General features: G+C 72.7%; 26 protein-coding genes and 1 riboswitch. Of the genes, 13 read left to right on the top strand and 13 right to left on the bottom strand.

Annotated features, from left to right (window positions below; genetic code table 11):
- Position 1: 1 nt before the first annotated feature.
- The 3 genes from IO20_RS0100690 to IO20_RS0100680 are packed head-to-tail and all read right to left on the bottom strand — an operon-like array spanning position 2 to position 1471.
- Positions 2 to 433, bottom strand: coding sequence for a hypothetical protein (locus IO20_RS0100690; RefSeq protein WP_030547754.1), 432 nt, complete (start codon positions 431 to 433; stop codon positions 2 to 4).
- A gap of 20 nt (positions 434 to 453) precedes the next feature.
- The gene (locus IO20_RS0100685) at positions 454 to 663 is read right to left on the bottom strand and encodes a DUF397 domain-containing protein (RefSeq protein WP_030547756.1); all 210 of its coding nucleotides are present in this window, start codon (positions 661 to 663) and stop codon (positions 454 to 456) included.
- Complete coding sequence (locus tag IO20_RS0100680; RefSeq protein WP_030547758.1) at positions 623 to 1471, bottom strand: helix-turn-helix domain-containing protein; 849 nt, start codon at positions 1469 to 1471, stop codon at positions 623 to 625. The genes IO20_RS0100685 and IO20_RS0100680 overlap by 41 nt, the downstream gene beginning before the upstream one ends.
- 84 nt (positions 1472 to 1555) lie before the next feature.
- On the opposite strand from IO20_RS0100680, the gene IO20_RS0100675 reads away from it, so the two are divergent.
- A complete protein-coding gene (locus IO20_RS0100675) occupies positions 1556 to 1963 on the top strand; it encodes an ATP-binding protein (RefSeq protein WP_037634337.1) in 408 nt (135 codons plus the stop codon).
- A 57-nt stretch (positions 1964 to 2020) separates the two neighbouring features.
- On the top strand, positions 2021 to 2650 hold the full coding sequence (locus IO20_RS0100670; protein WP_030547763.1) for a class I SAM-dependent methyltransferase: 630 nt from the start codon (positions 2021 to 2023) through the stop codon (positions 2648 to 2650).
- A gap of 10 nt (positions 2651 to 2660) precedes the next feature.
- On the opposite strand, the gene IO20_RS0100665 is transcribed toward IO20_RS0100670, so the two are convergent.
- On the bottom strand, positions 2661 to 4436 hold the full coding sequence (locus IO20_RS0100665) for a hypothetical protein (protein ID WP_245684839.1): 1776 nt from the start codon (positions 4434 to 4436) through the stop codon (positions 2661 to 2663).
- 399 nt (positions 4437 to 4835) lie between these two features.
- Here IO20_RS0100665 and IO20_RS0100660 point away from each other — a divergent pair, with 399 nt between their 5' ends.
- The 3 genes from IO20_RS0100660 (at position 4836) to IO20_RS0100650 (ending at position 7812) form a co-directional block, all read left to right on the top strand.
- Positions 4836 to 5729 carry an N-acetylmuramoyl-L-alanine amidase gene (locus IO20_RS0100660; RefSeq protein ID WP_030547767.1) on the top strand — a complete coding sequence of 298 codons (894 nt, stop codon included), beginning with the start codon at positions 4836 to 4838 and terminating at the stop codon, positions 5727 to 5729.
- A 105-nt stretch (positions 5730 to 5834) separates the two neighbouring features.
- Complete coding sequence (locus IO20_RS0100655) at positions 5835 to 6686, top strand: DUF5336 domain-containing protein (protein ID WP_030547769.1); 852 nt, start codon at positions 5835 to 5837, stop codon at positions 6684 to 6686.
- Between the two features lie 115 nt (positions 6687 to 6801).
- Entirely contained in the window at positions 6802 to 7812 is a 1011-nt protein-coding gene (locus tag IO20_RS0100650; protein ID WP_030547771.1) for an LLM class F420-dependent oxidoreductase, read from the top strand.
- Positions 7813 to 7817: 5 nt separating this feature from the next.
- On the opposite strand, the gene IO20_RS0100645 is transcribed toward IO20_RS0100650, so the two are convergent.
- The 4 genes from IO20_RS0100645 to IO20_RS0100630 all read right to left on the bottom strand — a co-directional run bounded on the left by IO20_RS0100645 (position 7818) and on the right by IO20_RS0100630 (position 11705).
- The gene (locus IO20_RS0100645; RefSeq protein ID WP_030207942.1) at positions 7818 to 8369 is read right to left on the bottom strand and encodes a hypothetical protein; all 552 of its coding nucleotides are present in this window, start codon (positions 8367 to 8369) and stop codon (positions 7818 to 7820) included.
- Between the two features lie 129 nt (positions 8370 to 8498).
- Positions 8499 to 9590 carry a prenyltransferase/squalene oxidase repeat-containing protein gene (locus IO20_RS0100640; RefSeq protein WP_030547773.1) on the bottom strand — a complete coding sequence of 364 codons (1092 nt, stop codon included), beginning with the start codon at positions 9588 to 9590 and terminating at the stop codon, positions 8499 to 8501.
- Positions 9587 to 10366: a class I SAM-dependent methyltransferase gene (locus IO20_RS0100635; RefSeq protein ID WP_078945903.1), complete on the bottom strand. Its 780-nt coding sequence runs from the start codon at positions 10364 to 10366 to the stop codon at positions 9587 to 9589. Before IO20_RS0100635 ends, IO20_RS0100640 begins: the two co-directional genes overlap by 4 nt.
- 10 nt (positions 10367 to 10376) lie before the next feature.
- Positions 10377 to 11705, bottom strand: a complete 1329-nt coding sequence (locus tag IO20_RS0100630; RefSeq protein WP_030547777.1) for a glycosyltransferase family 4 protein — start codon at positions 11703 to 11705, stop codon at positions 10377 to 10379.
- A gap of 228 nt (positions 11706 to 11933) precedes the next feature.
- Here IO20_RS0100630 and IO20_RS0100625 point away from each other — a divergent pair, with 228 nt between their 5' ends.
- Entirely contained in the window at positions 11934 to 12566 is a 633-nt protein-coding gene (locus IO20_RS0100625) for a TetR family transcriptional regulator (RefSeq protein WP_031126571.1), read from the top strand.
- A 49-nt stretch (positions 12567 to 12615) separates the two neighbouring features.
- On the opposite strand, the gene IO20_RS0100620 is transcribed toward IO20_RS0100625, so the two are convergent.
- From IO20_RS0100620 to IO20_RS0100605, 4 genes are all read right to left on the bottom strand, one after another.
- Complete coding sequence (locus IO20_RS0100620) at positions 12616 to 13167, bottom strand: hypothetical protein (protein WP_030547781.1); 552 nt, start codon at positions 13165 to 13167, stop codon at positions 12616 to 12618.
- 99 nt (positions 13168 to 13266) lie between these two features.
- Positions 13267 to 13842 (bottom strand): hypothetical protein, encoded by a 576-nt coding sequence (locus IO20_RS0100615; protein ID WP_030547783.1) that lies wholly within the window; start codon positions 13840 to 13842, stop codon positions 13267 to 13269.
- Between the two features lie 90 nt (positions 13843 to 13932).
- Positions 13933 to 14169 carry a ferredoxin gene (locus IO20_RS0100610; RefSeq protein WP_030547785.1) on the bottom strand — a complete coding sequence of 79 codons (237 nt, stop codon included), beginning with the start codon at positions 14167 to 14169 and terminating at the stop codon, positions 13933 to 13935.
- On the bottom strand, positions 14169 to 15629 hold the full coding sequence (locus tag IO20_RS0100605) for an aldehyde dehydrogenase (RefSeq protein ID WP_030547787.1): 1461 nt from the start codon (positions 15627 to 15629) through the stop codon (positions 14169 to 14171). The genes IO20_RS0100610 and IO20_RS0100605 overlap by 1 nt, the downstream gene beginning before the upstream one ends.
- Positions 15630 to 15760: 131 nt before the next feature.
- Here IO20_RS0100605 and IO20_RS0100600 point away from each other — a divergent pair, with 131 nt between their 5' ends.
- The 7 genes from IO20_RS0100600 (at position 15761) to IO20_RS0100570 (ending at position 23429) form a co-directional block, all read left to right on the top strand.
- Entirely contained in the window at positions 15761 to 16798 is a 1038-nt protein-coding gene (locus IO20_RS0100600) for a Strvi_7410 family MBL fold metallo-hydrolase (RefSeq protein ID WP_030547789.1), read from the top strand.
- A 73-nt stretch (positions 16799 to 16871) separates the two neighbouring features.
- A riboswitch (cobalamin riboswitch) is annotated at positions 16872 to 16949 on the top strand.
- Between the two features lie 95 nt (positions 16950 to 17044).
- Complete coding sequence (locus tag IO20_RS0100595; protein WP_030547791.1) at positions 17045 to 18295, top strand: SCO2321 family membrane protein; 1251 nt, start codon at positions 17045 to 17047, stop codon at positions 18293 to 18295.
- Between the two features lie 5 nt (positions 18296 to 18300).
- Positions 18301 to 19032: an SCO2322 family protein gene (locus tag IO20_RS0100590; protein ID WP_030547793.1), complete on the top strand. Its 732-nt coding sequence runs from the start codon at positions 18301 to 18303 to the stop codon at positions 19030 to 19032.
- 16 nt (positions 19033 to 19048) lie between these two features.
- Positions 19049 to 20170 (top strand): energy-coupling factor transporter transmembrane component T family protein, encoded by a 1122-nt coding sequence (locus IO20_RS0100585; protein ID WP_030547794.1) that lies wholly within the window; start codon positions 19049 to 19051, stop codon positions 20168 to 20170.
- The gene (locus IO20_RS0100580; RefSeq protein ID WP_030547796.1) at positions 20167 to 21873 is read left to right on the top strand and encodes an ABC transporter ATP-binding protein; all 1707 of its coding nucleotides are present in this window, start codon (positions 20167 to 20169) and stop codon (positions 21871 to 21873) included. Before IO20_RS0100585 ends, IO20_RS0100580 begins: the two co-directional genes overlap by 4 nt.
- Positions 21870 to 22742 carry an ECF transporter S component gene (locus tag IO20_RS0100575; RefSeq protein ID WP_030547798.1) on the top strand — a complete coding sequence of 291 codons (873 nt, stop codon included), beginning with the start codon at positions 21870 to 21872 and terminating at the stop codon, positions 22740 to 22742. Before IO20_RS0100580 ends, IO20_RS0100575 begins: the two co-directional genes overlap by 4 nt.
- Before the next feature lie 285 nt (positions 22743 to 23027).
- Positions 23028 to 23429, top strand: coding sequence for an aggregation-promoting factor C-terminal-like domain-containing protein (locus tag IO20_RS0100570; protein WP_030547800.1), 402 nt, complete (start codon positions 23028 to 23030; stop codon positions 23427 to 23429).
- Positions 23430 to 23521: 92 nt separating this feature from the next.
- Here IO20_RS0100570 and IO20_RS0100565 read toward each other — a convergent pair whose 3' ends face one another.
- Positions 23522 to 24115, bottom strand: coding sequence for a TetR/AcrR family transcriptional regulator (locus IO20_RS0100565; RefSeq protein WP_030547803.1), 594 nt, complete (start codon positions 24113 to 24115; stop codon positions 23522 to 23524).
- Between the last annotated feature and the right edge of the window lie 124 nt (positions 24116 to 24239).

The raw sequence follows: 24239 nt of genomic DNA, 5'->3' as shown, positions 1-24239 counted from the left end.
GTCAGCCCATCGGGTCGGTCGTGCGCGCTCCGGCGGGCCTGTCCCTGAGGGCGAGCGCGACACTCGTGACGGTCGCGGTGACGGCGGTGACCGCGAGGACGAGCAGTCCCGGGTTCACCCACCACGGGACGATCTCCTCGCCCGCGCACACCAGGCTGACGGGAAGCGCGCTGCTGGAGTCGGGGACGGCCTTGTACCCCGCGTTGAACCAGCACGCGTCCTCCGGGAAGAGGAACGGCAGGTACGACATGCCGTACACGTGCAGCACACCACCCGCGACGTACGCGAGCGCGGCGATCCAGGCCGCCTTCTTGGCGGGCGTACGGCGGCGGGGCAGGTCGGGCTGCGGAAGGTCGTTGCCTCGCCGGGCGCGGACGAGGCCGACGTAGGTGATCCCCGCCCAGGCCGGCAGGCCGATGGCGAGGATCATCATCCCTATGAGGGTCGACACGGTCAGCGACCGATACGCCCCTCGGCGGCGGCCCGCACGAACGCCGTGAAGGCGGCGGGGGCGGTGAGGAAGGCGGGGCCTTCGGGGTTCTTGGAGTCCCGGACGGCGACGTGAGCGGCGAGGTCGGCGACCTCGACGCAGTCGCCGCCGTTGTCGCCGCTGTACGAGGACTTACGCCAGCGCGCGCCCGCCAGGTTCCGGTTGCTCTCCATAGTGTTCCTCCATGACGCGGGTGATCAGCGCGGTCGAGTCCTCCACCGAGAGAGCGGCCGCTCGCAGGTGATCGTAACGGAGCGACCCTTCCCTGAACGCGGCCGAATCCACGGTCATATGACCCTGGACGAAGTCCTCGGTGTAGACAAGGTCGGGGTCGCTCTCGAAGCGGAGGAGGTTGAAGGAGCCATGCGATCCCGCGTGCGCGCCAGCCTCGAACGGCAGGATCTGGATCTTCACCCACTCGCGCTCCTGCATCTCCAACAGGTGGGCCAGTTGCTCCCGCATCACCGCCCTCCCGCCGACCTCCTGGCGCAGTGCCGCCTCGCTCATGACGACCCAGAAGAGGGGCGGATGTTCACGGTCCAGGATGCGCTGGCGCTCTATGCGGGCGGCGACCAGGCCTTCGAGATCGCTCTCGAACCGGGCCCCCATGAGGGCCTGGGCGTAGGTCTTCGTCTGGAGCAGGCCGTGCACCAGTTGCGCCTGGAAGGAGCAGAGGTACGTCGCCTTCGCCTCCATGTCCGCGTACGGCCTGAACCACGTCGGGAGTTGGCTCTTGAGCACCAGCCCCACCAGCCGCGTGAAGAACCCACCGGTCATCAGCGCGGCATCAAGGCGCTCCGAGAACTCCCTGGTCGGGACCTTTCTCGCCGTCTCGACCTGGCCGACGAGCGAGCCGGTGCAGAAGAGGATGTCGCCGAGCTGCGACTGGCTGAGCCCAGCCCCTTCTCTCAGGCGACGAAGTTCGGATCCGTAATAGTCCAGCGGCGAGGCGCTCGGATCCAGGTTGCGGATGTTGACCACGGCGAGGTCACCCCCAAGCTCACGCGGTGAGGCGTTGCGTTCAGTCCGTAGCCGAGCGTAACGAAGCGACCCCAACCTGGTGGCATGAATCAGGCAACAGACCTCTATCCCGCCGCACTTGCGACGAGCTACCGCATGGGCTTCACCGTCGGTGAGCACTCCGCCGGTCACATGCGCCGCATCCTCCGCATGTTCCTCACGCGGTGGGAGCTCGACCGCCTCGCCGACCCGGCGACCCTCGCGCTCACCGAGCTCGTCGCGAACGTCGTCCGGCACGTGCCGGGCCGGCGGTGCTCCGTCCTGATGCTGCGCGAGCCGTACGGGCTGCGGGTGGAGGTCGCGGACGCCGTCCCCGGGGCCCTGATCGCGAAGCTCGCCGGTCCGCTGGACGGGAGCGGGCGGGGGCTCGCGCTCGTGGAGGCGGTGACGGACCGGTGGGGGGCCGACGAGACGGCCGCCGGCAAGACGGTGTGGTTCGAGTGCGACGCGTAGAGCGGGCGTAGGGCACGATGGGCGCTCGTACCCGCGTACCCGCCAGTAGGAGTCACCATGTCCGTGCCCGCGCCCGAGATCCTTGCCGCCTTCGAGGCCGCGAAGGGGTTCATGCCCGCCGGGGAGGGCCTCGCGCTGTACGAGGCGGCCGCCGAGGCCGCGAAGCTCGGGCTGCCGCTCCTGGAGGTCGGCACGTACTGCGGGCGCTCGACGATCCTGCTCGCGGACGTGGCCCGGCAGGCGGGGACGGTCGCGGTGACCGTGGACCATCACCGGGGCAGCGAGGAGCAGCAGCCCGGGTGGGAGTACCACGACGAGACGGTGGTGGACCCGGAGGTCGGACTCATGGACACCCTGCCGACGTTCCGCAGGACGCTGCGCAAGGCAGGCCTTGAGGAGCACGTCATCGCCGTGGTCGGGCGGTCGCCGCAGGTCGCGAAGGTGTGGGGCGGGCAGCTCGGCCTCGTGTTCATCGACGGCGGGCACACCGACGAGCACGCCACGAACGACTACGAGGGCTGGGCCCCCAAGGTCGCCCCCGGGGGCCTGCTCGTCATCCACGACGTCTTCCCGGACCCGGCCGACGGCGGCCAGGCCCCGTACCGGATCTACCTCCGCGCGATCGAGTCGGGCGACTTCGAGGAGATCTCGGTCACCGACTCGATGCGGGTGCTGCGCCGCCGCTGAGCGCGGGGGGTCAGTACAGCGAGGTCACGTAGAGGCAGTTGGTGTAGGAGTAGCCCGGTTCGATCTTCGCCTTGCTCGACTTCGTGTCACCGGCCGAGGACGTGCCGGCGGCCCGCTTCTGGAGGAAGTGGTAGTTGCCGGCGGGCAGCAGCAGGGTCGCCTTCGGGTACTTCGAGGCCGGTCCCGTGCAGGCCTTGATCTTGGGCGAGTTGACCAGCAGCGGGGTCTTGTACTTCGTGCAGGTCCCGCACGCCTTCAGGGTGACCTTGCCGGTCATCGGGCCCGTGTAGAGCAGCTCGACCTCGCCGGGGCCGTCGTTGCTCACGACCATCACCATCCGGGCGCCGCCGGGGACGTCGGCCGGGGGCAGCTTCTTCCCCGCGTCGGCCTCCTCTTCGGCGATCTCGGCGGCGATGGCGATGGAGCGGGCGTGCGCGGCCTGCGGGCTCGTCGGGTAGTCCTTGGCGTACGCCGTCATCGTGTCGAGCGCGCTCTTGAAGTCCTTGTCCTTGAACTGGTCCGTCCCGCAGGCGAAGTCGCCCTTCTGGACCGCGGCGGCGACCTGGTCCCCGGCGTTCTCCAGGGAGGGGTCGGGCATGCCGTCGACGGAGGCGCGGATGACGCGCAGCTCCGCGGTGGTGTCGCAGGGCTCGGCGCTCCCGGCGAGGGCGGACGACCGGGTCTTGATCGACGCCTCGACGGCCGGGGCGACGCGGGCCGCGTGGCTCGACTTCGGGAAGTCGCCGAGGAGCTTGTTGAAGCTCTCCCTGGCATCCGGCGCGGAGGTCGCCACGCCGAGCGCCGCCGCCCCGCACTCGTAGAGCGAGTGGGCCAGCGGCTCGTCGGTCTTGGCGGGCCGGGTGCCGAGGAGGGTCTTGTCGACCGTGTCCGGGAGCCCCCGCAGGTGCGTGAGCTGCGGGACGGCCGCGCAGTACTTCTTCTCGGTGTACGGAGCGGAGAGCGTCTCGTAATACGTGTCGAGCCGCGCGGGGACGAGCTTCCCTGCCCGCGATCCCGCGTGCTTCGTCCCGAGGTCCTCGTAGGCGGTGAGCGCCGTGCGGAAGGTCGGCTCGGCCTTGTCGAAGGGGAGGCCTTCGGCGGACTTCACGAGTGCGTCGGCGGCGGCGAGCTGTTCGAGCAGGGCCTGCTGCTTCGCCTCGTCGCGGGCCGCCCCGTACGCGAGCGAACCGCCCGCGGGCACGGCGAGCAGCACGAGCGCGAGCGGCAGCGCCAGGCGGCGGAAGGCGGCGCCGATCCGCAGGGTCGCGCGCAGCCCGCGCCTGGCCCCGTCGGCGGCGACGGCGAGCAGGAAGACGCCGTAGCCGATGAGGAGCCCCTGGGGCACGCCGTCGACGTCGGCGGGAAGTGCCATCACGAGCAGGGCGGCGGTGGCGATCCAGCAGAGCGCGGCGCCGACCCAGTTGCGCAAGAGGACGTAACCGAGGCCCAGGCAGGAGAGGTTGAGCAGGCCGATCATGGCGGCCTGGGCCGGGTTCGCCTCCCCGCGCGGCTGGGCGGGCGGCTGCGCGGGCGGCTGACCGCCGTAGCCGGGGGGCGGGCCGTAGCCGGGCGGCTGACCGCCGTAACCCTGCGGCGGACCGTAGCCGGGCGGGGCGCCGGGCGGCGGTGTGGCTCCCGCCTCCGCCCAGCCGGGACCGGGCACGGGCTGGGGTACGGGGCCGGGCGCGGCGCCCTGCGGGGCGGCGGCCGCGGCGGCCGGCGCCCCGAAGGCGAGCGTGGGCGGCCCGGCGACCGGGGCGGGAGCCACGGGCGGGGCCGGAGCCACGGGAGGCACGGGAGCGGGCGGTGCGACCGGAGCAGGCGGTGCGGTCGGAGCGGTCGGAGCGGTCGGAGCGGTCGGAGCGGCCGGAACGGGAGCGGCCCAGGGACGGTCATCGACCGGCTCAGGACGGGCGTCGCCCGGCTCAGGGCGGGCATCCGTCGGCTCGGGCCGGGAATCATTCGGTTCGGGACGTGCGTCGTTCGGTTCGGGACGTGCGTCGGTCGGTTCTTCCCCCACCACGGTTCCCCCTCGTGGTCCATGCGCGGTGACACCCCACCGTCGCCTCTTCCCACCTACCCTTCACGGTTCACTCACACGCGTCCACCGATCTGCGAAGCCGGTGACCAACCTGCGACCTATCCCTACGCGGTTTCTCCCCGCAAAGGCCCTAAAGTCGCGGGCGTGCCGTACGACCACCGGAACACCGCCCGCCGTACCCTCGCCCTCGTCCTCGCCGCCACGGGCTGCTGCGCCGTGCTCGCCGGGTGCGGGGCCTCCCAGGCCTCGCCGCCGACGGGGAAGTCCGGGCAGAGCCCGCAGAGCCCGCAGTCCCCGACGACCGGACACGCGAGCGCGACCGCGTCCCGGCCCCCTCTGGCCTCCGCCTCACCCCAGCCGGCTCTCTCCCTCGCCGGACGGACCGTCGTCATCGACCCCGGTCACAACCCCGGCAATTTCCGTCATTCCACGGAAATCAACCAGAAGGTGAACATCGGCACCAACCGCAAGGAGTGCGACACCACCGGCACCTCCACGAACGCGGGATACACCGAGGCGTCGTTCACCCTCGACGTCTCCCACCGGCTCCGCGACCTCCTCACCGCCCGCGGCGCCACCGTCGTCCTCACCCACGACGCCGAGCGCCCCTGGGGCCCGTGCATCGACGAGCGTGCGCGGATCGGCAACGCGGCCCGCGCCGACGCCGTCGTCTCCGTCCACGCGGACGGTTCCGCCGTCGGCCACCGCGGATTCCATGTGATCCTTCCCGCATCCGTGCGCGGGGGGTCCGCCGACACGGCGAAGATCGTCGGCCCCTCCCGTGAGCTGGGCGAGCGGATCGCCGACCGGTTCGCCCGCGCCACCGGAACGGCGCCCGCCAACTACCTGGGCGACGGCACGGGGTTGGACGTCCGCGACGACCTCGGCGGACTCAATCTCTCAACCGTCCCCAAGGTGTTCGTCGAATGCGGCAATATGCGTGATCCGAAGGATGCGACGCTGCTCACGTCGGCGACGTGGCGACAGAAGGCCGCCCAGGGGATCGCGGACGGCATCGCCACCTACCTCAAGGGGTAGAACCGGCGGGCGATAGATTCGCTCCGTACGATGGGGCCTCCCCCGTGCCACGAACCTTGAGCGCCACCCCGACGCGACGACCGACGACCGACGAAGGACTCTTACGTGAATATCCGCTCCCTCACCCGAGGCGATGGCGTGCTGATCGGCGCAGCGGTGGTGCTGTTCATCGCCTCGTTCCTGGGCATCTCCGGTTGCGACGCCCCGGACGCGGTCTGCGACCAGTTCGACAGCATCAACGCGTGGGAGGCGTCGCCGCTCGGCTGGGGCTCCTTCCTCCTCGGCATCGCCGGCGTCGCCCTCGTCGTCGTCTCCCGCGCGCTGCCGCAGCCGCGCAAGGTGGCCGGCCTGGAGCTCGGTCAGGTCGGTGCCGCGTTCACCATCGCCGCCGCCTGGACCGTGCTGATGTGGATCTTCGAGTCGGACAACGCCGGCGCGGGCCTGATCCTCGGCCTCATCGCCTCCCTGGTCGCGGCCGGTGCCGCCGTGGCCGGCCCGCTGGTCCCCGCCCTCAAGGCCCCGCTCCTCCCCGCGCCCAAGCCGCAGACCCCGCAGCCGTACGGCATGCAGCCCGGCCAGCAGGGCGTCCCCGGCGGCTACGGCTACCCGGGCGCGCAGCAGCACCAGCCGTACGGCGGTCCGCAGGATCCCTCGCAGGGTGCGGGCCAGTCGTTCGGCGCGCAGGCCGGCGCCCCGCAGCAGCAGGCCCCGCACCAGCCGGAGCCGCAGCAGCAGGCCCCGCAGGCTCAGCCGGCCGGGGACTTCGCTCCGTTCTGGTTCGCCGTCCCGGTCGCCCGTCCGCTGTACGCGGAGGACGGCTCGCAGGCGCCGATCGCCGAACTGGCTCCGGGTACCTGGTACCTGGCGGTGGAGCAGCGCGGTGCCGCCCTGGTGGCGCAGACGCAGGACGGCCGCCGCGGCGTCCTCCAGGACACGACGGGCATCCAGCGCGGCTGATCCCGCCGTACGCGCGCACACGGCCCCTCGTCCGGAATCCCTTCCGGGCGGGGGGCCGTTGCCGTACAGTCCCCGCAACACCCGAACTGACGGATCGTCAGAAAGGATGCGGGGCATGCGACTCGGACTCGCCCTCGGCTACTGGGGCCGCGGCCCCTCCCCCGCCCATCTCGACCTCGCCCGCGAGGCCGAGCGGCTCGGCTACGACTCCGTGTGGACGGCGGAGGCCTGGGGCTCCGACGCCTTCACCGCGCTCACCTGGATCGCCGCCCACACCAGCCGCATCAGGCTGGGCACCGCCGTCGCGCAGATGGCGGCCCGCGCCCCCACCACCACCGCGATGCACGCCCTCACGCTCGACCACCTCTCCGGCGGACGGGTTCTGCTCGGGCTCGGCCTGTCGGGACCGCAGGTCGTCGAGGGATGGTACGGGCGCCCCTTCCCCCGCTCCCCGCTGACCGCGACCCGGGAGTACGTGGACGTGGTCCGCCAGGTCCTGCGCCGCGAGGGCCCCGTCCGGCTCGACGGGCGCCACCACTCCCACCCGTACACCGGGGCGGACGGCACCGGCCTCGGCAAGGCCCTCAAGCCCATCACCCATCCGCTCCGGTCCGACGTCCCCGTCCTCCTCGGCGCCGAGGGCCCCAGGAACATCGCGCAGACCCTCACCCTCGCCGACGGCTGGCTGCCGCTGTACTGGACGCCCGACCGCTGGGCCGAGGTGTACGCCCTGCCGGAGGCACTCCCCGAGGGCTTCCTCGTCGCCCCCATGGTCCGCGCCCAGCTCTGCGAGGACGTGGCGGCCGGGCTGCTGCCGGTCAAGGCGATGCTCGGCTTCTACATCGGCGGCATGGGGCACGCGGCCCGCAACTTCCACGCCGACCTGATGGGACGGATGGGATACGAGAAGGAGGCCCGGCGCATCCAGGAGCTGTTCGCGGCCGGGCGGCGGGAGGAGGCCGTACGCGCGGTGCCGGACGCCTTCGCGGACGAGATCTCACTCGTCGGCCCCCGGCGGCGGATCGCCGCCCGCCTGGAGACATGGCGGCGGGGCCCGGTGACGGACCTCCTCGTCACGTCACCGGACCCCGCCACGCTCGGTCTGCTCGCGGAGCTCAACGCCTGACCCGGTCAGCCGCCGCTGAGCTGCGAGGCGCTCGGCACCTTGTCGACGACCTCGGCGCCCGCGCTCTTCCCCGCGTCCTTGACGCTGTTGATGACTCCCTCGAAGGCGCCGACGTCCGCGTCGCCCACCTCGCCCTTGCGGAGCTTCGTCCCCAGGTCCTTGAGCGACTCGATGCCGGCCGTGAGCGGCGCGACCGCCTTCGAGAGCAGCGGATCGCCCTTGGCGTTGTTCGTCGCCGCCTTGAGCCGGTTGTACGTGAACGCGCCCGCGAGGCCCGCCTTCACCAGGGCGAAGGTGCGACCGTCGGCGCCCTTCTTGAACTTGCCCGCGCGGTACGGCTTCACGATCCACTGGTACGTGGCACCCGCGGCCAGACCGGCGTTGGCCACGAACCGCGTCTTCGCCAGCTTCTGCTGCTCGAAGCTCGCGGACGCCGTCGGGGTCGGGGCGCCGCTCACGCTCTGGGCCTCGCCGTCACCGCCGCAGGCGGCGGTGGTCAGGAGCAGGGTGCAGGACAGCAGCAGCGCCACGACACCGCGCGAAAGACTTCTGGGCACGACGGGACCTCCCTGGGGTGATGGCGTCAGCCTCACCCGGGGCCCGAGCACCCGCCACCCGGACGACTCCGTACGGGTACGGGAACTCGGGTGACGGGCACGCGTGAAGGAACGGGCGCCCTTGCGCGCTCAGGCCTCGCAGCAGTCCGGTTCGAGGCCCGTCGGGAGGCGTTCGCCGCCGAAGACGGCGCCCGTGGCCTCCTCGCCGCCCAGGGCCGCCACCGCGAGCAGCAGGGAGCCCGCGGTCCAGCTGGTCTGCTCCTCGGGCCAGAACGCCCTGCCCGCCCCCTCGTCGCCCTCGAAGACGTACCCCGTCCAGTACATGCCGTTCCCGGCCCGCAGGTGCTGGATGTCCTGGAGGATCGTGAGGGCGCGGTCGGACTCCCCCATCGCCCAGAGGGCGAGAGCGAGTTCGCAGCTCTCGCCGCCGGTGACCCACGGGTTGGGGATCACGCAGCGCACCCCGAGGCCGGGCACGACGAACGCGCTCCAGTCGGCCTCGATCCTGGCCAGGGCGTCCGGTCCGGTGACCGCGCCGCCGAGGATCGGGTAGTACCAGTCCATCGAGTAGCGCGACTTGTCGAGGAAACGCTCCGGGTGGCTGCGGATCGCGTGAGCGAGCGCCCCGGTCGCCAGCTCCCAGTCCGGCTGCGGCTCCTCGCGGGTCTCGGCGATGGCGAGGGCGCAGCGGAGCGCCTGGTGGATCGACGAACTGCCGGTGAGCAGCGCGTCGTTCACCGGGGTGCCGTCGGCCTCGCGCTTCCAGCCGATCTGGCCGCCGGGCTGCTGGAGCCCGAGGACGAACTCGACGGCGGCGAAGACGACGGGCCACATCCGGTCGAGGAAGGCGTCGTCGCCGGTCGACAGGTAGTGGTGCCAGACGCCGACCGCGATGTAGGCGACGAAGTTGGACTCCCGGCTCCGGTCGGTGACGTCGTCCGGGTCGCCGTCGCGGTAGGCCGCGTACCAGGAGCCGTCGCCGTTCTGGTGCCGGGCGAGCCACTCGTAGGCGCGGGTCGCGGCGGCGTGCTCGCCCGCCGCGTCCAGGGCCATGGCGGCCTCGGTGTGGTCCCACGGGTCCAGGTGATGGCCGCGGAACCACGGTATGGCGCCGTCCTCGCGCTGGACGGCGAGTATCCCGGTGACCGTCTCGGCGGCCTGCTCGGCGGTGAGGACGCCGGGCAGCACGAGGTGCTCGGCGATCCGCTCGGGGCTCGTCACTTGGCCGCGTCCGCCTCGGGAAGGTGGGGCTTGGTCGCGTACGCCACGAAGCTCTTGCCGACGACCGGGTTGAGCAGCTGCTCGGCGACCCGGGTCAGGGCGGGCTTCTTCATGATGTCCCAGACCAGGAGCTTGTGGTAGGCGCGGACGGGCAGCGCCTTGTCGTTATCCACGCCGAAGGCGCACTTCAGCCACCAGTACGGCGAGTGCAGCGCGTGCGCGTGGTGCGTGCCGTACGGCCTGAGGCCGGCCTGCCGGATCTTGCCGAGGAGCTCGTCGGCCTTGTAGATGCGGATGTGGCCGCCCTCGACCTCGTGGTACGCGTCGGAGAGCGCCCAGCAGACCTTCTCGGGGCCGTAGCGGGGCACGGTGATCGCGATCCGGCCGCCGGGCTTGAGCACGCGGACCATCTCGGCGAGCACGCCCTTGTCGTCCGGGATGTGCTCCATGACCTCGGAGATGATGACGACGTCGAAGGACTCGTCGGGGAAGGGCAGGTTGAGGGCGTCGCCCTCCATCGCGGTGGCGGTGGCGCCCGCGGGGGCCTCCCCGGCCTCCTTCATGGCCGCGAACCACTTGGCGACCTCGCGGATCTCCTCGCCGTTCTGGTCGAGGGCCACGACCTGGGCGCCGCGCCGGTAGCACTCGAACGCGTGCCGGCCCGCACCGCAGCCCAGATCGAGCACACGGTCGCCGGGGGCGAGCGGGAAGCGGGTGAAGTCGACGGTCAGCACGGGGTCGTCCTGCTTTCGGTGTTGACGGAACGTTGTGGGCAGGCGCGAGGTGTCACCTTGCGCCCCCGCGCACACCGGCGCCCTGCGCGGCGACCGCCTCGCGGTACAGCTCTGCGGTGCCCTGCGCGGCCCGCGCCCAGGTGAACCGCTCCAGCACCCGGGCGCGCCCGGCCGCCCCCAGCCGGGCCCGAAGGCCCGGGTCACCCAGCACCCGCCCCAGCGCGGCGGCAAGCGCCCCCGCGTCGCCAGGCGGCACCGCGAGGCAGGTCTCGCCGTCGGGCCCCGCGACCTCGGGGATGGCCCCGCCGGTGGTGGCGACGAGGGGGGTGCCCGTGGCCATCGCCTCGGCGGCGGGCAGCGAGAACCCCTCGTACAGCGAGGGCACGCAGGAGACCTGGGCGGAGCGGACCAGGTCGACGAGCTCGGCGTCGCTGATGCCCTTGACGAACTCGACGGCGCCGTCGAGCCCGTACCGCTCGATGGCCGCGGCGACCGGCCCGTCCTCGGCCCGCCTGCCGACGACGACGAGGTGCGCGGCCGGGTTCTCGGTGCGGAGCTTGGCGAGCGCCTCGATCAGGTGGATCAGGCCCTTGAGGGGGACGTCGGCGCTGGAGGTGGTGACGATCCGGCCGGGGACCTCGGCGACGGCCGGGTCGGGCGACCACAGGTCCGTGTCGGCGCCGATGTGGACGACCCGGATGCGGTCGTCGCGGACGCCGAGGTGGTCGACGATCTCCCGCCGGGAGGTGCCGGAGACGGTGAGCACGGACGGCAGCCGGCGGGCGACCCGCTTCTGCATGCGGGTGAAGGCGTACCAGCGACGGACGGAGGCACGGCGCTTCCAGCCGGCGGCGGCGTCGAGTTCGAGCTGCCGGTCGACGGTGATGGGGTGGTGGATCGTGGTGACGAGCGGGGCGCCGATGGCGCGCGGGCCGCCGAGGAGCCCGTACCCGAGGGTCTGGTTGTCGTGGACGACGTCGAAGTCCCCGCGGCGGGCGGCGAGCATGCGCCGGGCCCGCAGGGAGAAGGTGAGCGGCTCGGGGAAGCCGCCGGTCCACATGGTGGCGACCTCGAGACCGTCGATCCAGTCCCGGTACTCGTCGCGCTTCGGCGTCCGGAACGGGTCCGGCGAGCGGTAGAGGTCGAGGCTGGCGATCTCGGTGAGCGGGACGCCCTCGTCGAGAGTGGGGTACGGCTGCGAGCCGATGACCTCGACGTGGTGACCGAGGCGGGCCAGCTCGCGGGAGAGGTGCCGGACGTAGACGCCCTGACCGCCGCAGAAAGGGTTTCCCTTGTACGTGAGGAGAGCGATCCGCAGCGGAGTGTCACCGGTCGCGGTGACGCCCTGGCGGGGGCCTGCCTCTATGGCCTCAGCGGTCATGCGCGACCCCCTTCGAGCGTGCGTTTCGCCGGAGCGTAACCGCTCGCGCTAATCTAGAACAAGTTACAGACTTGATCGTTCTTGATCTTCTGGCCTGATCTTCTTGATCCTTCAAGGAGGACAGAATCTACCGGCAGGTAGCCCCGTGGTGAGAGCCGGAACAGGTGATTCGCGCCACGGCGCCCACCCCGCCATACTGTCGCTCCCCACCGCACGGAACGGGACCCCATGACCGCAGACAACAGAGCGGACCACAGACCCGCGTCGCCGCCCCTCACGGAGCGCCAGGAGGCGCGGCGGCGCCGCATCCTGAACGCCAGCGCCCAGCTCGCGGCGCGGGGCGGCTTCGACGCCGTGCAGATGCGGGAGGTCGCCGAGGCGGCCGGGGTGGCCCTGGGGACGCTGTACCGCTACTTCCCGTCCAAGATCCACCTGCTGGTCGCGACGATGCAGGACCAGCTCCAGCACCTGCACACCACCCTGCGGAAGCGGCCGCCCGCGGGCGCCGACCCGTCGGAGCGGGTCGCGGAGACCCTGATGCGGACCTTCCGCGCGCTCCAGCGCGAACCGCAGCTCGCCGACGCGATGGTGCGGGCCCTGACCTTCGCCGACCGCAGCGTGAGCCCCGAGGTCGACACGGTCTCCCGGCTGACGACCGCGATCATCCTGGACGCGATGGGGACGGAGCACCCCACACCGGAGCAGCTCTCGGCGGTCCGGGTGATCGAGCACACCTGGCACTCGGCGCTGATCACCTGGCTGTCCGGACGCGCCTCGATCGCACAGGTGAAGATCGACATCGAGACGGTCTGCCGGCTGATCGACCTGACGGCGCCGGAGACCGGCGACAGGCGGGCCTGACGTACGCCACCCGCGCCCCCTGCGGTGGGGGCACGGGCGGCGCGCCGAATCAGGGCTTCTGGTGCTTCGCGTTGTCCTTCGCGATGAGCGCGGCGCACGTCGGGCTGCTGTCCGCGCCGATGAACATGACCAGCTTGACCGGACCGGTGGAGTGGTCGCTGGCGTTGAGCTGCCAGCCGCCCTTCTTCAGGGACTTGATCACCGAGCCGTTCTGCTCGGTGCTCCGCTCCTCCTGCCAGCCGCCCTTGGTCAGGGCCGTGATCGTGGCCGCGTAGGACTTCTTCGGGTCGGCGGCCTTCTCGACGTCGGCCGACCAGCTGACCATGCAGTCCTTGAGCTCCGGCGGCACCTCGTCGTCCGAGGAGTCCTTCGTGAACCCGGCCGCCGTGGCCGCGTCGGTCAGCTCCTTGGTGACGGCGGCCCCGTCCAGCTTCGCGTCACTCGAACCACCGGAGCCACCCGCGCCGCCCGTGGCGGCCGAACCGACCGAGGACGAACCGGCGGAGGACGAACCGCCCTTGTCCGTACCGCCCTCACTGCCACAGCCCGCGACCAGCAGCACCACACCGGCGGCCGCGACCGCCGTCATCACCTTGCGCACAACACTCCCAAAACGGCCCGCACGAAGACCTCTTGCCCCCGCTGACAGGGGCACAGTTTTGCACGTGGGAACGAACGGAGCGTGCAAAGGCACGTCGCGTCAGGGCTGTTCGCCGCCCTCGCCCTCCAGGAGGTCCAGCTCCTTGTCGGTGAACTGCTTCATGCACGAGTCCTCCGACGCCTGGAGGGAGATCATCTCCAGGCTCAGCGTCTGCGGCGCACTGTGGTGCCTCCCGAACAGCGTCCAGCCCCGCTTCTTGAGAGTGACCGCGACCATCGTGCTGCCCTTGTCGTCGAGCTTCTCGACCTGGCGCTGGTCCTGGACCCACTTCTCGCCGACGAGGGCGGCGACCGCCTTGTCGAAGTCGCCGCGCGACCCTTCGACGAGAGGGCCGACGTACTGCCAGCCGGTGGAGCAGGCGGCCATGCGCGCGGCCACCCGCTCCCGCTCCGTGGTCGGCGTGGGCTCGGGGGTCGAGCCCGTGGGGGTCGGCCCGCCGGTCCCCGGGAGGTCGGACTCCGGCAGCCCCGCCCCCTCGACGGCAGCGGTGATCTCGGCGTGCGCCGCCTGGCGGCCGAAGGCCCCGGGCTTCGCACCGGGCCCGCAGCCCGCCGCCAGAAGCGCCGCCGCCGTCGCTCCGGCGACCGCCGCCCACCATGTACCGCGACCCCGCATGTCTGCCCCACTCCCTGTGCGTCTGCTGTGCCGGAGGAGTGTCACACACGACGTACGGGCAGGTCACGGGCGGTCAGGGGCGGACCGTGGCTACTCATCCTCCGGTGGGAACACCGGCTCGCCGCCCGCCGCCAGGGTGATCTGGATGGCCTCCACGGGGCAGCCCTCCGCCGCCGCGAGCAGCAGTTCGCCCGCGTCGGTCTCCGGCTCACGCGGGTGGGACTGGCGGGCCGTGTCGAGACGGAAGCCGTCCGGGGCGTGGTTGACGCACATGCCGGAGCCGATGCAGACGCCCCGGTCGACCTCGACGTGCCAGCGGTCGCCCATCACACGTCTCCGTAGCCGGCCGGCAGGTGGATCATCTTGTGCTCCAGGTACTCGCCGAAGCCCTCGGGGCCGAACTCGCGCCCCAGGCCGGAGTTCTTGTAGCCGCCGAACGGCCCGAGCATGTCCAGGCTGAAGGTGTTGACGTTGAAGGTGCCGGTGCGCACCGCGCGGGCGAAGTCGATGCCGTGCTCGACGTCGCCGGTCCAGACGCTGCCGCTGAGGCCGTACTCGGAGTCGTTCGCGATCCGGAGGGCCTCGGCCTCGTCCGCGTACGGCAGGAGGCAGATGACCGGGCCGAAGATCTCCTCGCGGGCGATCCGCATGGAGTTGTCGACGCCGCCGAAGAGCGTCGGCTCGACGTACCAGCCGCGATCGAGCCCGGCCGGCCGGCCGCCGCCCGCGAGGACCTTGGCGCCCTCCCCCTGGCCGATGCCGATGTAGTCGAGGGAGCGCTGCCGCTGGCGCCTGGCGACGAGCGGGCCGACCTGGGTGGCCGGGTCGAGCGGGTCGCCGACGACGAGCGCGCCGGCCGCCGCCGCGAAGGCCTCGGCGATCTCCTCGTACCGGGAGCGGGGGGCGAGGATACGGGTCTGGGCCACGCACGCCTGGCCGTTGTTCATCCAGGCGGCGGGGACGATCCCGGCGACGGCGGTGTCCAGGTCCGCATCCGGCAGGATCACGGCGGCCGACTTTCCGCCGAGTTCGAGGGTGACGCGGGTGAGGTTGCGGGAGGCGACCTCCATGACGCGCCTGCCGGCCGCGACCGAGCCGGTGAAGGAGACCTTGTCGACGCCGGGGTGGCCGACGAGGTACTCGCTGACCTCCCGGTCGGCGGGCAGGATGCTGAGCACGCCCTCGGGCAGCCCGGCCTCGGTGGCGATCTCGGCGAGGATGTACGAGTCGAGGGGCGTCTCGGGCGAGGGCTTGAGGATGACCGCGCAGCCGGCGAGCAGCGCGGGCCCGAGCTTGGCGGCGGCGGTGAACTGCGGCACGTTCCACGGGACGACGGCCGCGACGACCCCGACCGGCTCGCGCCGGACGAGCAGCGGCCCGAGGACGCCGCCGCGCCGCTCCTCGTACACGAAGTCGCGGGCGATGGTGATCGCCGCGTCCCAGACCATCATCGCGCCGAGCGCCTGGGCGAGGACGGACCAGGAGTACGGGGAGCCGTTCTGGGCGCTGATGGAGCGGGCGATCTCCTCGTACCGCGCGGCGACCCCGTCCTTGATACGGGTGACGACGGCGATCCGCTCCTCCACCGTCATCCGGGGCCAGGGCCCCTCGTCGAAGGCCCGGCGGGCGGCGGCCACGGCCCGGTCGACGTCGGCGGCGGAGGCGTGCGGGACGCGCCCGATGACCTCCTCGGTGTGCGGGGAGACGACCTCGATGACCTCCTCGCCGAGCGGGTCGGTCAACTCCCCGCCGATGTACAGCTTTCCGTGCTCCACAAGCTCGGTCATGACCGCCGCCTCCAGAGGAGAAGGAATTCCCTGACGATGTATCAGTACTGACACCCAGAACTGATACCAGTTCTAGTTATGATGGGCAACGGTCGGGCAAGCTCCGTACGGTCTTGGAGAGATGAGGGCACATGACCCAGGTGACCGAGCACGGCGGAGGCGTCTGGTCGCTCCGGGTGCCCATCCCGGACAACCCGCTCGGCCACACCCTGGTCCACGTCCTCGACACCGACCGCGGCCCCGTCCTCGTCGACACCGGCTGGGACGACCCGGCCTCCTGGGCCGAACTGGCCGTCGGGCTCGGCGCGCTCGGCCTCGGGGTGGCGGACGTCCACGGGATCGTCATCACCCACCACCACCCCGACCACCACGGTCTCTCCGGCCGCGTCCGCGAGGAGTCCGGGGCCTGGATCGCCATGCACGCCGCCGACACCGCCGTCGTCCGCCGCACCCGCGAGTCCGATCCCGGCACCTGGCTCGACTACCTCGCCCGCAAACTCGCCACCGCCGGCGCCCCCGAGGACCACCTCGCCCCGCTCCGGGCCGCGCGCGCCTCCGGCCGCATGGCCACCCTCCCCGGGCTGCGCTCCGCCCTCCCCGACCGCGAGATCGTCCCCGGTGAGCTGCTCGACCTCGCCGGCCGGCGGCTGCGGGCGATCTGGACCCCCGGCCACACCCCCGGCCACGTCTGCCTCCACCTGGAGGAGGAGCACCCCTCCCGGCTGCCCGGCCACGGCCGGCTCTTCTCCGGCGACCACCTGCTGCCCGGGATCTCCCCGCACATCGGCCTGTACGAGGACCCCGACGACCACACCGAGACCGACCCCCTCGGGGACTACCTGGACTCGCTCGAACGCGTCGGGCGCCTCGGCGTCGCCGAAGTCCTCCCCGCCCACCAGCACGCCTTCGCGGACGCCGCCGGCCGCGTCCACGAGCTCCTCGACCACCACGAGGAGCGGCTCACCGGACTCCTCGGCCTCCTCGCCGCCCCGCTCACCCCCTGGCAGCTCGCCGAGCGGATGGAGTGGAACCGCCCCTGGGAACAGATCCCCTACGGCTCCCGGAACATCGCCGTCAGCGAGGCCGAGGCCCACGTCCGCCGCCTGGTGAAACTGGGCCGCGCCGAAGCGGTGACGGGCACGGACCCCGTGGAGTACGTGGCCGTGTGAGGCACCTCCCACCCCCGGGTGGAGCGCCTGGGGGCCGGTAGAGTGGGCCCACGTCGTCATCATGCCCGTACGGGGGGAAGCCGGTGCGAATCCGGCACTGTCCCGCAACCGTGAGCCGTCTCCCCACGGGGAGCGGCGAGTCGGAATGCCCCGTCCGGGACGTGACCGCCGGCACCGTCGAGGAATACGGAGCCGGAGCCTGGTGCCCCTGAGGCGTGCCGGTGCCCGGCCGCACGAGAGGGCCCCATGAACACCGTCCGCCGCGGCGCCGCCGCGCTCGCCGCCGCCGCCGTCCTGCTCGGCACCGGAGCAGCCGGTGCCGCCACCGCCGCGCCTTCGCCGTCCCCGTCGGCCGGCACGGCCCCGGCCGGTCCCTACGGCACGAAGGACCCGACGTACGACGGTGTCTGGCGCCAGTCGCTCGCCTTCCTCGCCCAGCGCGCCACCGGCTTCCAGCCCGCCGACCAGGCCGTGGACTGGCTGCGCGGCCAGCAGTGCGAGGACGGTTCCTTCAGCTCGTACCGCGCGGACGTCACGAAGCCCTGCGACGCGAAGACGATGCGCGACACCAACGCCACCGCCGTCGCCGTGCAGGCGCTCCGCGCCGTCCGCCGCCAGGCCGCCGAACCGGAGAAGCTCGACGCCGCCGTCAAGGCGGGCAGCGACTGGCTGCGGTCCGTGCAGAACAAGGACGGCGGCTGGGGCTACGGCGCCGGCGGCGCCAGCGACGCCAACTCGACGTCCGTCGTCATCGGCGCGCTCGCCGCGACGGGCGTGAAGCCCGGCTCGTTCACCTCCGCCGAGGGCCGTACGCCCTACGACGCGCTCCTCACCTTCGCGCTGCCCTGCACGGACAAGGACGGCGCGGGCGCCTTCGCGTACCAGCCGGACAAGTCCGGCAAGCTCCTCGCGAACGCCGACGCCACCGCCGCGGCCACCCTCGCCGGGCTCGGCAAGAGCGTCGTCGCCACCAAGGCCTCCCCGGAGCAGCCCCCGGCCTGCACCGACCTCGCGAAGCCGACGATCGACCGGGCCGCGCTGAACGGCGCCTCCTACCTGACGAAGGCCCTCGCGAAGACCGGCCACCTGACCCTGCCGCCCATGCCGGGCGCCACCGACACCGCCGAGAAGCCCGACGTCGGCAACACCGCCGACGCCGTCGTCGCGCTCGCCGCCTCCGGCGCCGCGAAGGAGGCGAAGCCCGCCCTGGAGTGGCTGGAGAAGAACTCCGCCGCCTGGGCGAAGGAGAGCGGCCCCGCCGCCTACGCGCAGCTGATCCTCGCCGCCCGCGCGATGGACACCGACCCGCGCGAGTTCGGTTCGGCGGACCTGGTGGAGCAGCTCAACGCCACCGGCCCCGCGCCCAAGGCCCCCGACACCTCCGCGTCCTCGACGACCGAGGACGAGGGCCGCGGCTTCGACGTCTGGTGGATCATCGGCATCGGCATGGTCGTCGGCGTCGGCATCGGCTTCCTCGTGAGCGGCCGCAAGAAGTGACGACCGTGAAGGCGGCCGGGAAGGCGGCCGGGAAGGCGGCCGGGAGAGCCGCCGGGAGAAGCCGCGCCGCCCTCGCCGCGGGTGCCGCGGCCGGGGCCCTGCTCACCCTGACGTCGGTCGCGGCGGCTCCGGCGCAGGCCGCCGGCTACCGCTACTGGTCGTTCTGGGAGAGCTCCGGCGGCACGCCGTGGGCGTACGCCACGCAGGGCCCGGCGACGGCCCGTCCCGCCGAGGGGGACGTGATCGGCTTCCGCTTCGCGATCAGCAACGGCACGGCCGACACCTCCCTGCCCTCCGTCGCACCCGACTTCACCGGGATCTGCGGAGCGGTGGAGAAGAAGGACGGCTCCAAGCGGGTCGCGGTCGTCGTCGACTTCGGCGGCCCGGCCGACGCACCGCCCGGCGAGACCCCGCCGACGAAGCCGGTCGAGGTCGGCTGCGCGCAGATCCGCGAGGACGCGACGGGCGCGGAGGCGCTCGCCACGGTGGCGAAGCCGCTGCGGTACGACGGCGCGGCCATGCTGTGCGGGATCGCCGGCTACCCGGCGCGGGGCTGCGGCGAGCAGGTCGCGGAGGACGCCTCGAAGCCGTCGGCCGCGTCCACCGCGCCCTCCGCTCCGGCCGCCTCCACCGCAGGGGAGGAGCGCGGGGGCCCGTCCTTCGGCGTGCTCGCCGGCGGGGCGGCCGTCCTGGCCCTCGGCGGGGCGGCGATCTGGAAGGCCCGCCGCCGCGGATGAGCGCGGCGAGCCCGGCATGATCCAGAAGACAGGCCCTGGCCTCAGCACGTTCGCGGCCCCCGAGGCGAGCCGGGCCAACGCCCTGCACGCCGGCGCCTGGTGGCTGTGGGCGCTCGGCCTCGCCGTCGCCGCGTCCAGGACCACCAACCCGCTCCTGCTCGGGCTGCTCGTCGGGGTCGCCGGCTATGTCGTGGCGGCCCGCCGTACGGACGCGCCCTGGGCGCGCTCGTACGGCGCCTTCGTGAAGCTGGGCCTGTTCGTCGTCTTCCTGCGGGTCGTCTTCTCGCTGCTGCTCGGCTCCCCGATCCCGGGGACGCACGAGCTGTTCACGCTGCCCGAAGTGCCGCTGCCCGACTGGGCGCAGGGGGTGCGGATCGGGGGGCGGGTGACGGCCGAACAGCTGGTGTTCGCCCTGTACGACGGAGCCAAGCTGGCGACCCTGCTGATCTGCGTGGGCGCGGCGAACGCCCTCGCCAACCCGGCGCGGCTGCTCAAGTCGCTGCCGGGAGCGCTGTACGAGGTGGGGGTCGCCGTGGTGGTGGCGATGACCTTCGCGCCGAACATGGTCGCCGACGTGGCCCGGCTTCGTACCGCCCGCCGGCTGCGCGGCCGCCCCACCGGCGGCGTACGGGCGGTCCTCCAGATCGGCCTGCCGGTCCTGGAGGGCGCGCTCGAACGGTCGATCGCCGTCGCCGCCTCGATGGACGCGCGCGGGTACGGGCGGACGGCGCTGGTCCCGGCCTCCGTACGGCGCACCACGAACGTACTGACGCTCGGCGGGCTGCTGGGCGTCTGCGCCGGCTCGTACGGGCTGCTCGCCGCCGAGGGCGCGGGGTACGGGCTTCCGCTGCTCGGCGCCGGGCTCCTGGCGGCCATGGCCGGGCTGCGGCTCGGCGGACGCCGGACGGTCCGCACCCGCTACCGGCCGGACCGCTGGGGCCCGAGGGCCTGGCTCGTCGCCGGTTCGGGGGTGGCGGTCGCCGTCCTGATGATCTGGGCGAACGCGTACGCCCCGGAGGCGCTGCACCCCGGGGTCGTCCCGCTGGAGGCTCCGGAGCTTCCGCTCTGGCCCGCCGTATCGATCCTGGTGGGGCTGCTGCCCGCGTTCGTGGCCCCCGCTCCGAAGGAGAACGCGTGATCCGCTTCGAGAACGTCTCGGTGAGGTACGAGGACGATACGGAACCGACCCTGCGGGGCGTGGACCTCACCGTCCCCGAGGGCGAGCTGGTCCTGCTCGTCGGCCCGTCGGGCGTCGGCAAGTCGACGCTCCTCGGCGCGGTGTCCGGGCTCGTCCCGCACTTCACCGGCGGCACGTTGACCGGCCGCGTCACCGTCGACGGCCGCGACACCCGCACCCATCCGCCGCGCGAGCTCGCGGACGTGGTGGGCACGGTCGGTCAGGACCCGTCCGCGCACTTCGTCACCGACACGGTCGAGGACGAGCTGGCGTACGGGATGGAGTCCCTCGGCCTCGCGCCCGCCGTCATGCGGCGCCGCGTCGAGGAGACCCTCGACCTCCTCGGCCTCGCCGAGCTCCGCGACCGGCCGATCGCCACGCTCTCCGGCGGCCAGCGCCAGCGGGTCGCGATCGGCTCCGTCCTCACCCCGCACCCCAAGGTCCTCGTCCTCGACGAGCCGACGTCCGCGCTCGACCCGTCGGCGGCGGAGGACGTCCTCGCGGTCCTCCAGCGGCTGGTGCACGACCTGGGCACGACGGTGCTGCTGGCGGAGCACCGGCTGGAACGGGTGGTGCAGTACGCGGATCAGGTGCTGCTGCTGCCGGAGGGTGTGATGGGGTCCCCCGCGGAGATCATGGCGGTGTCGCCGGTGCATCCGCCGGTGGTGGCGCTGGGACGGCTCGCGGGCTGGGAGCCGTTGCCGCTGACGGTGCGGGACGCGCGGCGGAGGGCGGGCGAGCTGAAGGGGCGACTGGAGGGGCGGGACCCTGCGGGGCTTCTTGCCGGGCTGCGAGATTCAGCCCCGCCGGCGTTTGAGGCGCGGGGGTCCGGGGGCGGAGCCCCCGGTTTCGGGAAGGGGCGGGGTGGGGGACTCAACCTCTTCAAACGGCGCCGCACCGAATCCGACACCCCCACCCCTCTGCTCCACGTGGAGGCCCTCGCCGTCCGCCGCGGCCGCGTAGAGGCCCTCCGCCGCATCGACCTCCAGGTCCACGCGGGCGAGACGGTCGCGCTCATGGGCCGCAACGGCGCCGGGAAGTCCACCCTCCTCTCGACCCTGGTCGGCATGATCGCCCCGACCTCCGGCACCGTCCGCGTCGCGGGGCGGGTCCCGCACACCACCGCCCCCGGCGAGCTGATCCGCCAGGTCGGCCTGGTCCCGCAGGAGCCGCGTGACCTGCTGTACGCGGACAGCGTCGCCGCCGAGTGCGCCGCGGCCGACGCGGACGCCGGCACGGCGCCCGGGACCTGCCGGGCGCTGGTGTCGGAGCTGCTGCCGGGGGTGGCGGACGGGACGCATCCGCGGGACCTGTCCGAGGGGCAGCGCCTGACGCTCGCGCTGGCCGTCGTCCTGACCGGCAGCCCGCCCCTGCTCCTCCTCGACGAGCCGACGCGCGGTCTGGACTACGCGGCGAAGGCCCGGCTGGTCACCCACCTCCGCTCCCTCGCGGCGGACGGGCACGCGATCGTGCTCGCCACGCACGACGTGGAGCTGGCGGCGGAACTGGCGCACCGGGTGGTGATCATCGCGGACGGCGAGGTGGTGGCGGACGGCCCGACGGCCGAGGTCGTCGTCTCCTCCCCCGCCTTCTCGCCGCAGGTGGCGAAGATCCTCGCCCCGCAGCACTGGCTCACGGTCGAGCAGGTGGAGGAGGCGCTGTGAGGACGACAAGCTCACGCCCTGTCCGCCTGGGGCCGCGTTCCGTCACCGCTCTCGTCCTGGTCTCCCTCATCGGGGTCATCGCCTTCTGCTGGCCGCTCTTCGCGGACGCGGGTTCCGCCGTCACCTCGCACGCCGGGGACGCGCCGTGGCTGTTCGCTGCGCTGCTGCCGCTCCTGGTCGCCGTGGTCGTGGCGACGATCGCCGACTGCGGGATGGACGCGAAGGCGGTGGCGATGCTGGGGGTGCTGGCCGCCGTGGGCGCGGCCCTGCGGCCGCTGGGTGCGGGGACGGCCGGTCTGGAGCCGATGTTCTTCCTGATGGTGCTGAGCGGCCGGGTCCTCGGGCCGGGCTTCGGTTTCGTCCTGGGCGCGGTGACGATGTTCGCGTCGGCCCTGCTCACGGGCGGTGTGGGGCCGTGGATGCCGTTCCAGATGCTGTCGATGGGCTGGTTCACGATGGGCGCCGGTCTGCTGCCGGGCCCGGACGGGCTGCGGGGCCGGGGGGAGCTGCTGATGCTCTCGGCGTACGGCTGCGTGGCGGCGTTCGCGTACGGGACGGTCATGAATCTGCAGGGCTGGGTGCTGCTGCAGGGCCTGAGCAGCGGGGTCTCGTTCCAGCCGGGCGCTCCCCTCGACGAGAACCTGGTCCGTTTCGTCGCCTACGTGGTGGCGACCTCCCTCGGCTGGGACCTCGGCAGGGCCGCCCTGACCGTCGTCCTCACCCTCACGATCGGCGGCACCCTTCTGAAGGCGCTGCGGCGGGCCACGCGACGGGCGAACTTCGAGGCCCAGGTCACATTCGAGGGCCCGGAGAGGGCCGCCCCGGGTGAGGCGCCCCACAGGACCTACGTCACGTACGACGCGGAATAGTAGACGACGAAGCAGCCCAAATCACCCTAGATACCCCCACGACCTGCGGAAACGTCCCAAGGCCGACCCCGGGACCTTCCCCCGCGAGTCCGAACCTCCCTCGTACAGGGGGTCGTTGCATCGGCGTTCCAGCCCTGGTTGTCTGGTGGACGTCGCCAGGCAGCCGGTGCTCACCACAGCGCCTCGGACGGCCGGTCCCCCCCAGTTCCCGGGTTCCCCGGGCTCTGGTTCCGGCTTGCCGAAATCGTCTGGCGCGGCCCTTGTTCCCGACGTTAGGTCGATACGTTGTTCCGCTCGCTCACCACTCGTGTCTCTGCCCGCAACAAGAAGATCGCCGCCTCCGCAGCCGTGCTGCTGGGCGCGTCCGGTGCGGTGCTGGGCACGACGGGCACGGCTTCCGCCGCCAGCCCGCAGGAGCTCGCCCGACAGATCGTTCCCGCTTCGCAGTACGCGTCCTTCAGCAAGATCGTCTCGCACGAGTCCGGCTGGAACCACAAGGCCACCAACTCGTCCAGCGGCGCCTACGGCCTGGTCCAGGCCCTGCCGGCGTCGAAGATGTCCTCGGCCGGTTCTGACTGGAAGACGAACCCCGCCACGCAGATCAAGTGGGGTCTCGACTACATGAACGAGCGCTACGGCTCCCCGAACGCCGCCTGGGCGTTCTGGCAGGCCAACGGCTGGTACTAAGAGTCACCCGCCGCACAGCGCACCCGCAAGGCCCCGCCTCCCGTACAGGGAGGGCGGGGCCTGCGGCGTTCCCGGGCCCGTGCGCACGACTTTCACGCGCCGAGCAGCATCAGCGCGTGCGGCCACAGGTCGTCCATGACCGTCGGGTCGTTCTTGAGCTTGGCGAGAAGGACCATGCCCTCCACCTGTGCGATGACCGCGCGGGCGGTCGCGTGCGTGGCCCGGTCCGCCGGGACGGCACCTTCGGCCGCCGCCTCGGCGAGGACCCCCGCCACCAGGGCGATCTGCTCGTCGAAGATCTCCTCCAGGCGGGCCCGTACGCCCGGTTCCTGGGTACTCAGCTCCAGGGCGAGGTTTCCGAGAAGGCAGCCGTCGACCGTGCCGGAGGTCTCCTTCGTCCTGCGCTGGACGTCCGCCATGCCGTCGAGCAGCCGGCGGAGCCGTTCGAGCGCGGGCTCGGGACCGGCGAGCGCTCCGTTCCAGCAGGCGAGCTCGCCCTGCCAGTAGGCGTCGACGACCTCGACGGTGAGGGCCTGCTTGGACTCGAAGAAGTGGTAGAAGCTGCCCTTCTTCACGTCAGCGCGGGCGCAGATCTCGGCGACGCCGAGGCTGCTGTAGCCGCGGCTGCGCATGAGGTCGCCGGTGGCTTCGAGGAGCCGTTCGCGTGCCGTGCTGGTGCGTCCCATGGCGGTCACTATACGGCCGGTCAACTATTCCGGCGGGAACGGCATGGCGGCCACTGGCTTTTTAGTTGACCGGTCGTCTAGTGTCCTCGGCATCGGCGGGCACACAGCCCGCCGCGACACAGGA

Origin of the sequence: Streptomyces exfoliatus, from assembly GCF_000725545.1 — a bacterium.
GTDB classification, from domain to species: domain Bacteria; phylum Actinomycetota; class Actinomycetes; order Streptomycetales; family Streptomycetaceae; genus Streptomyces; species Streptomyces exfoliatus.
The sequence above is the reverse complement of the archived record's forward strand: the minus strand, read 5'-3'. Positions and strand labels throughout refer to the sequence as shown.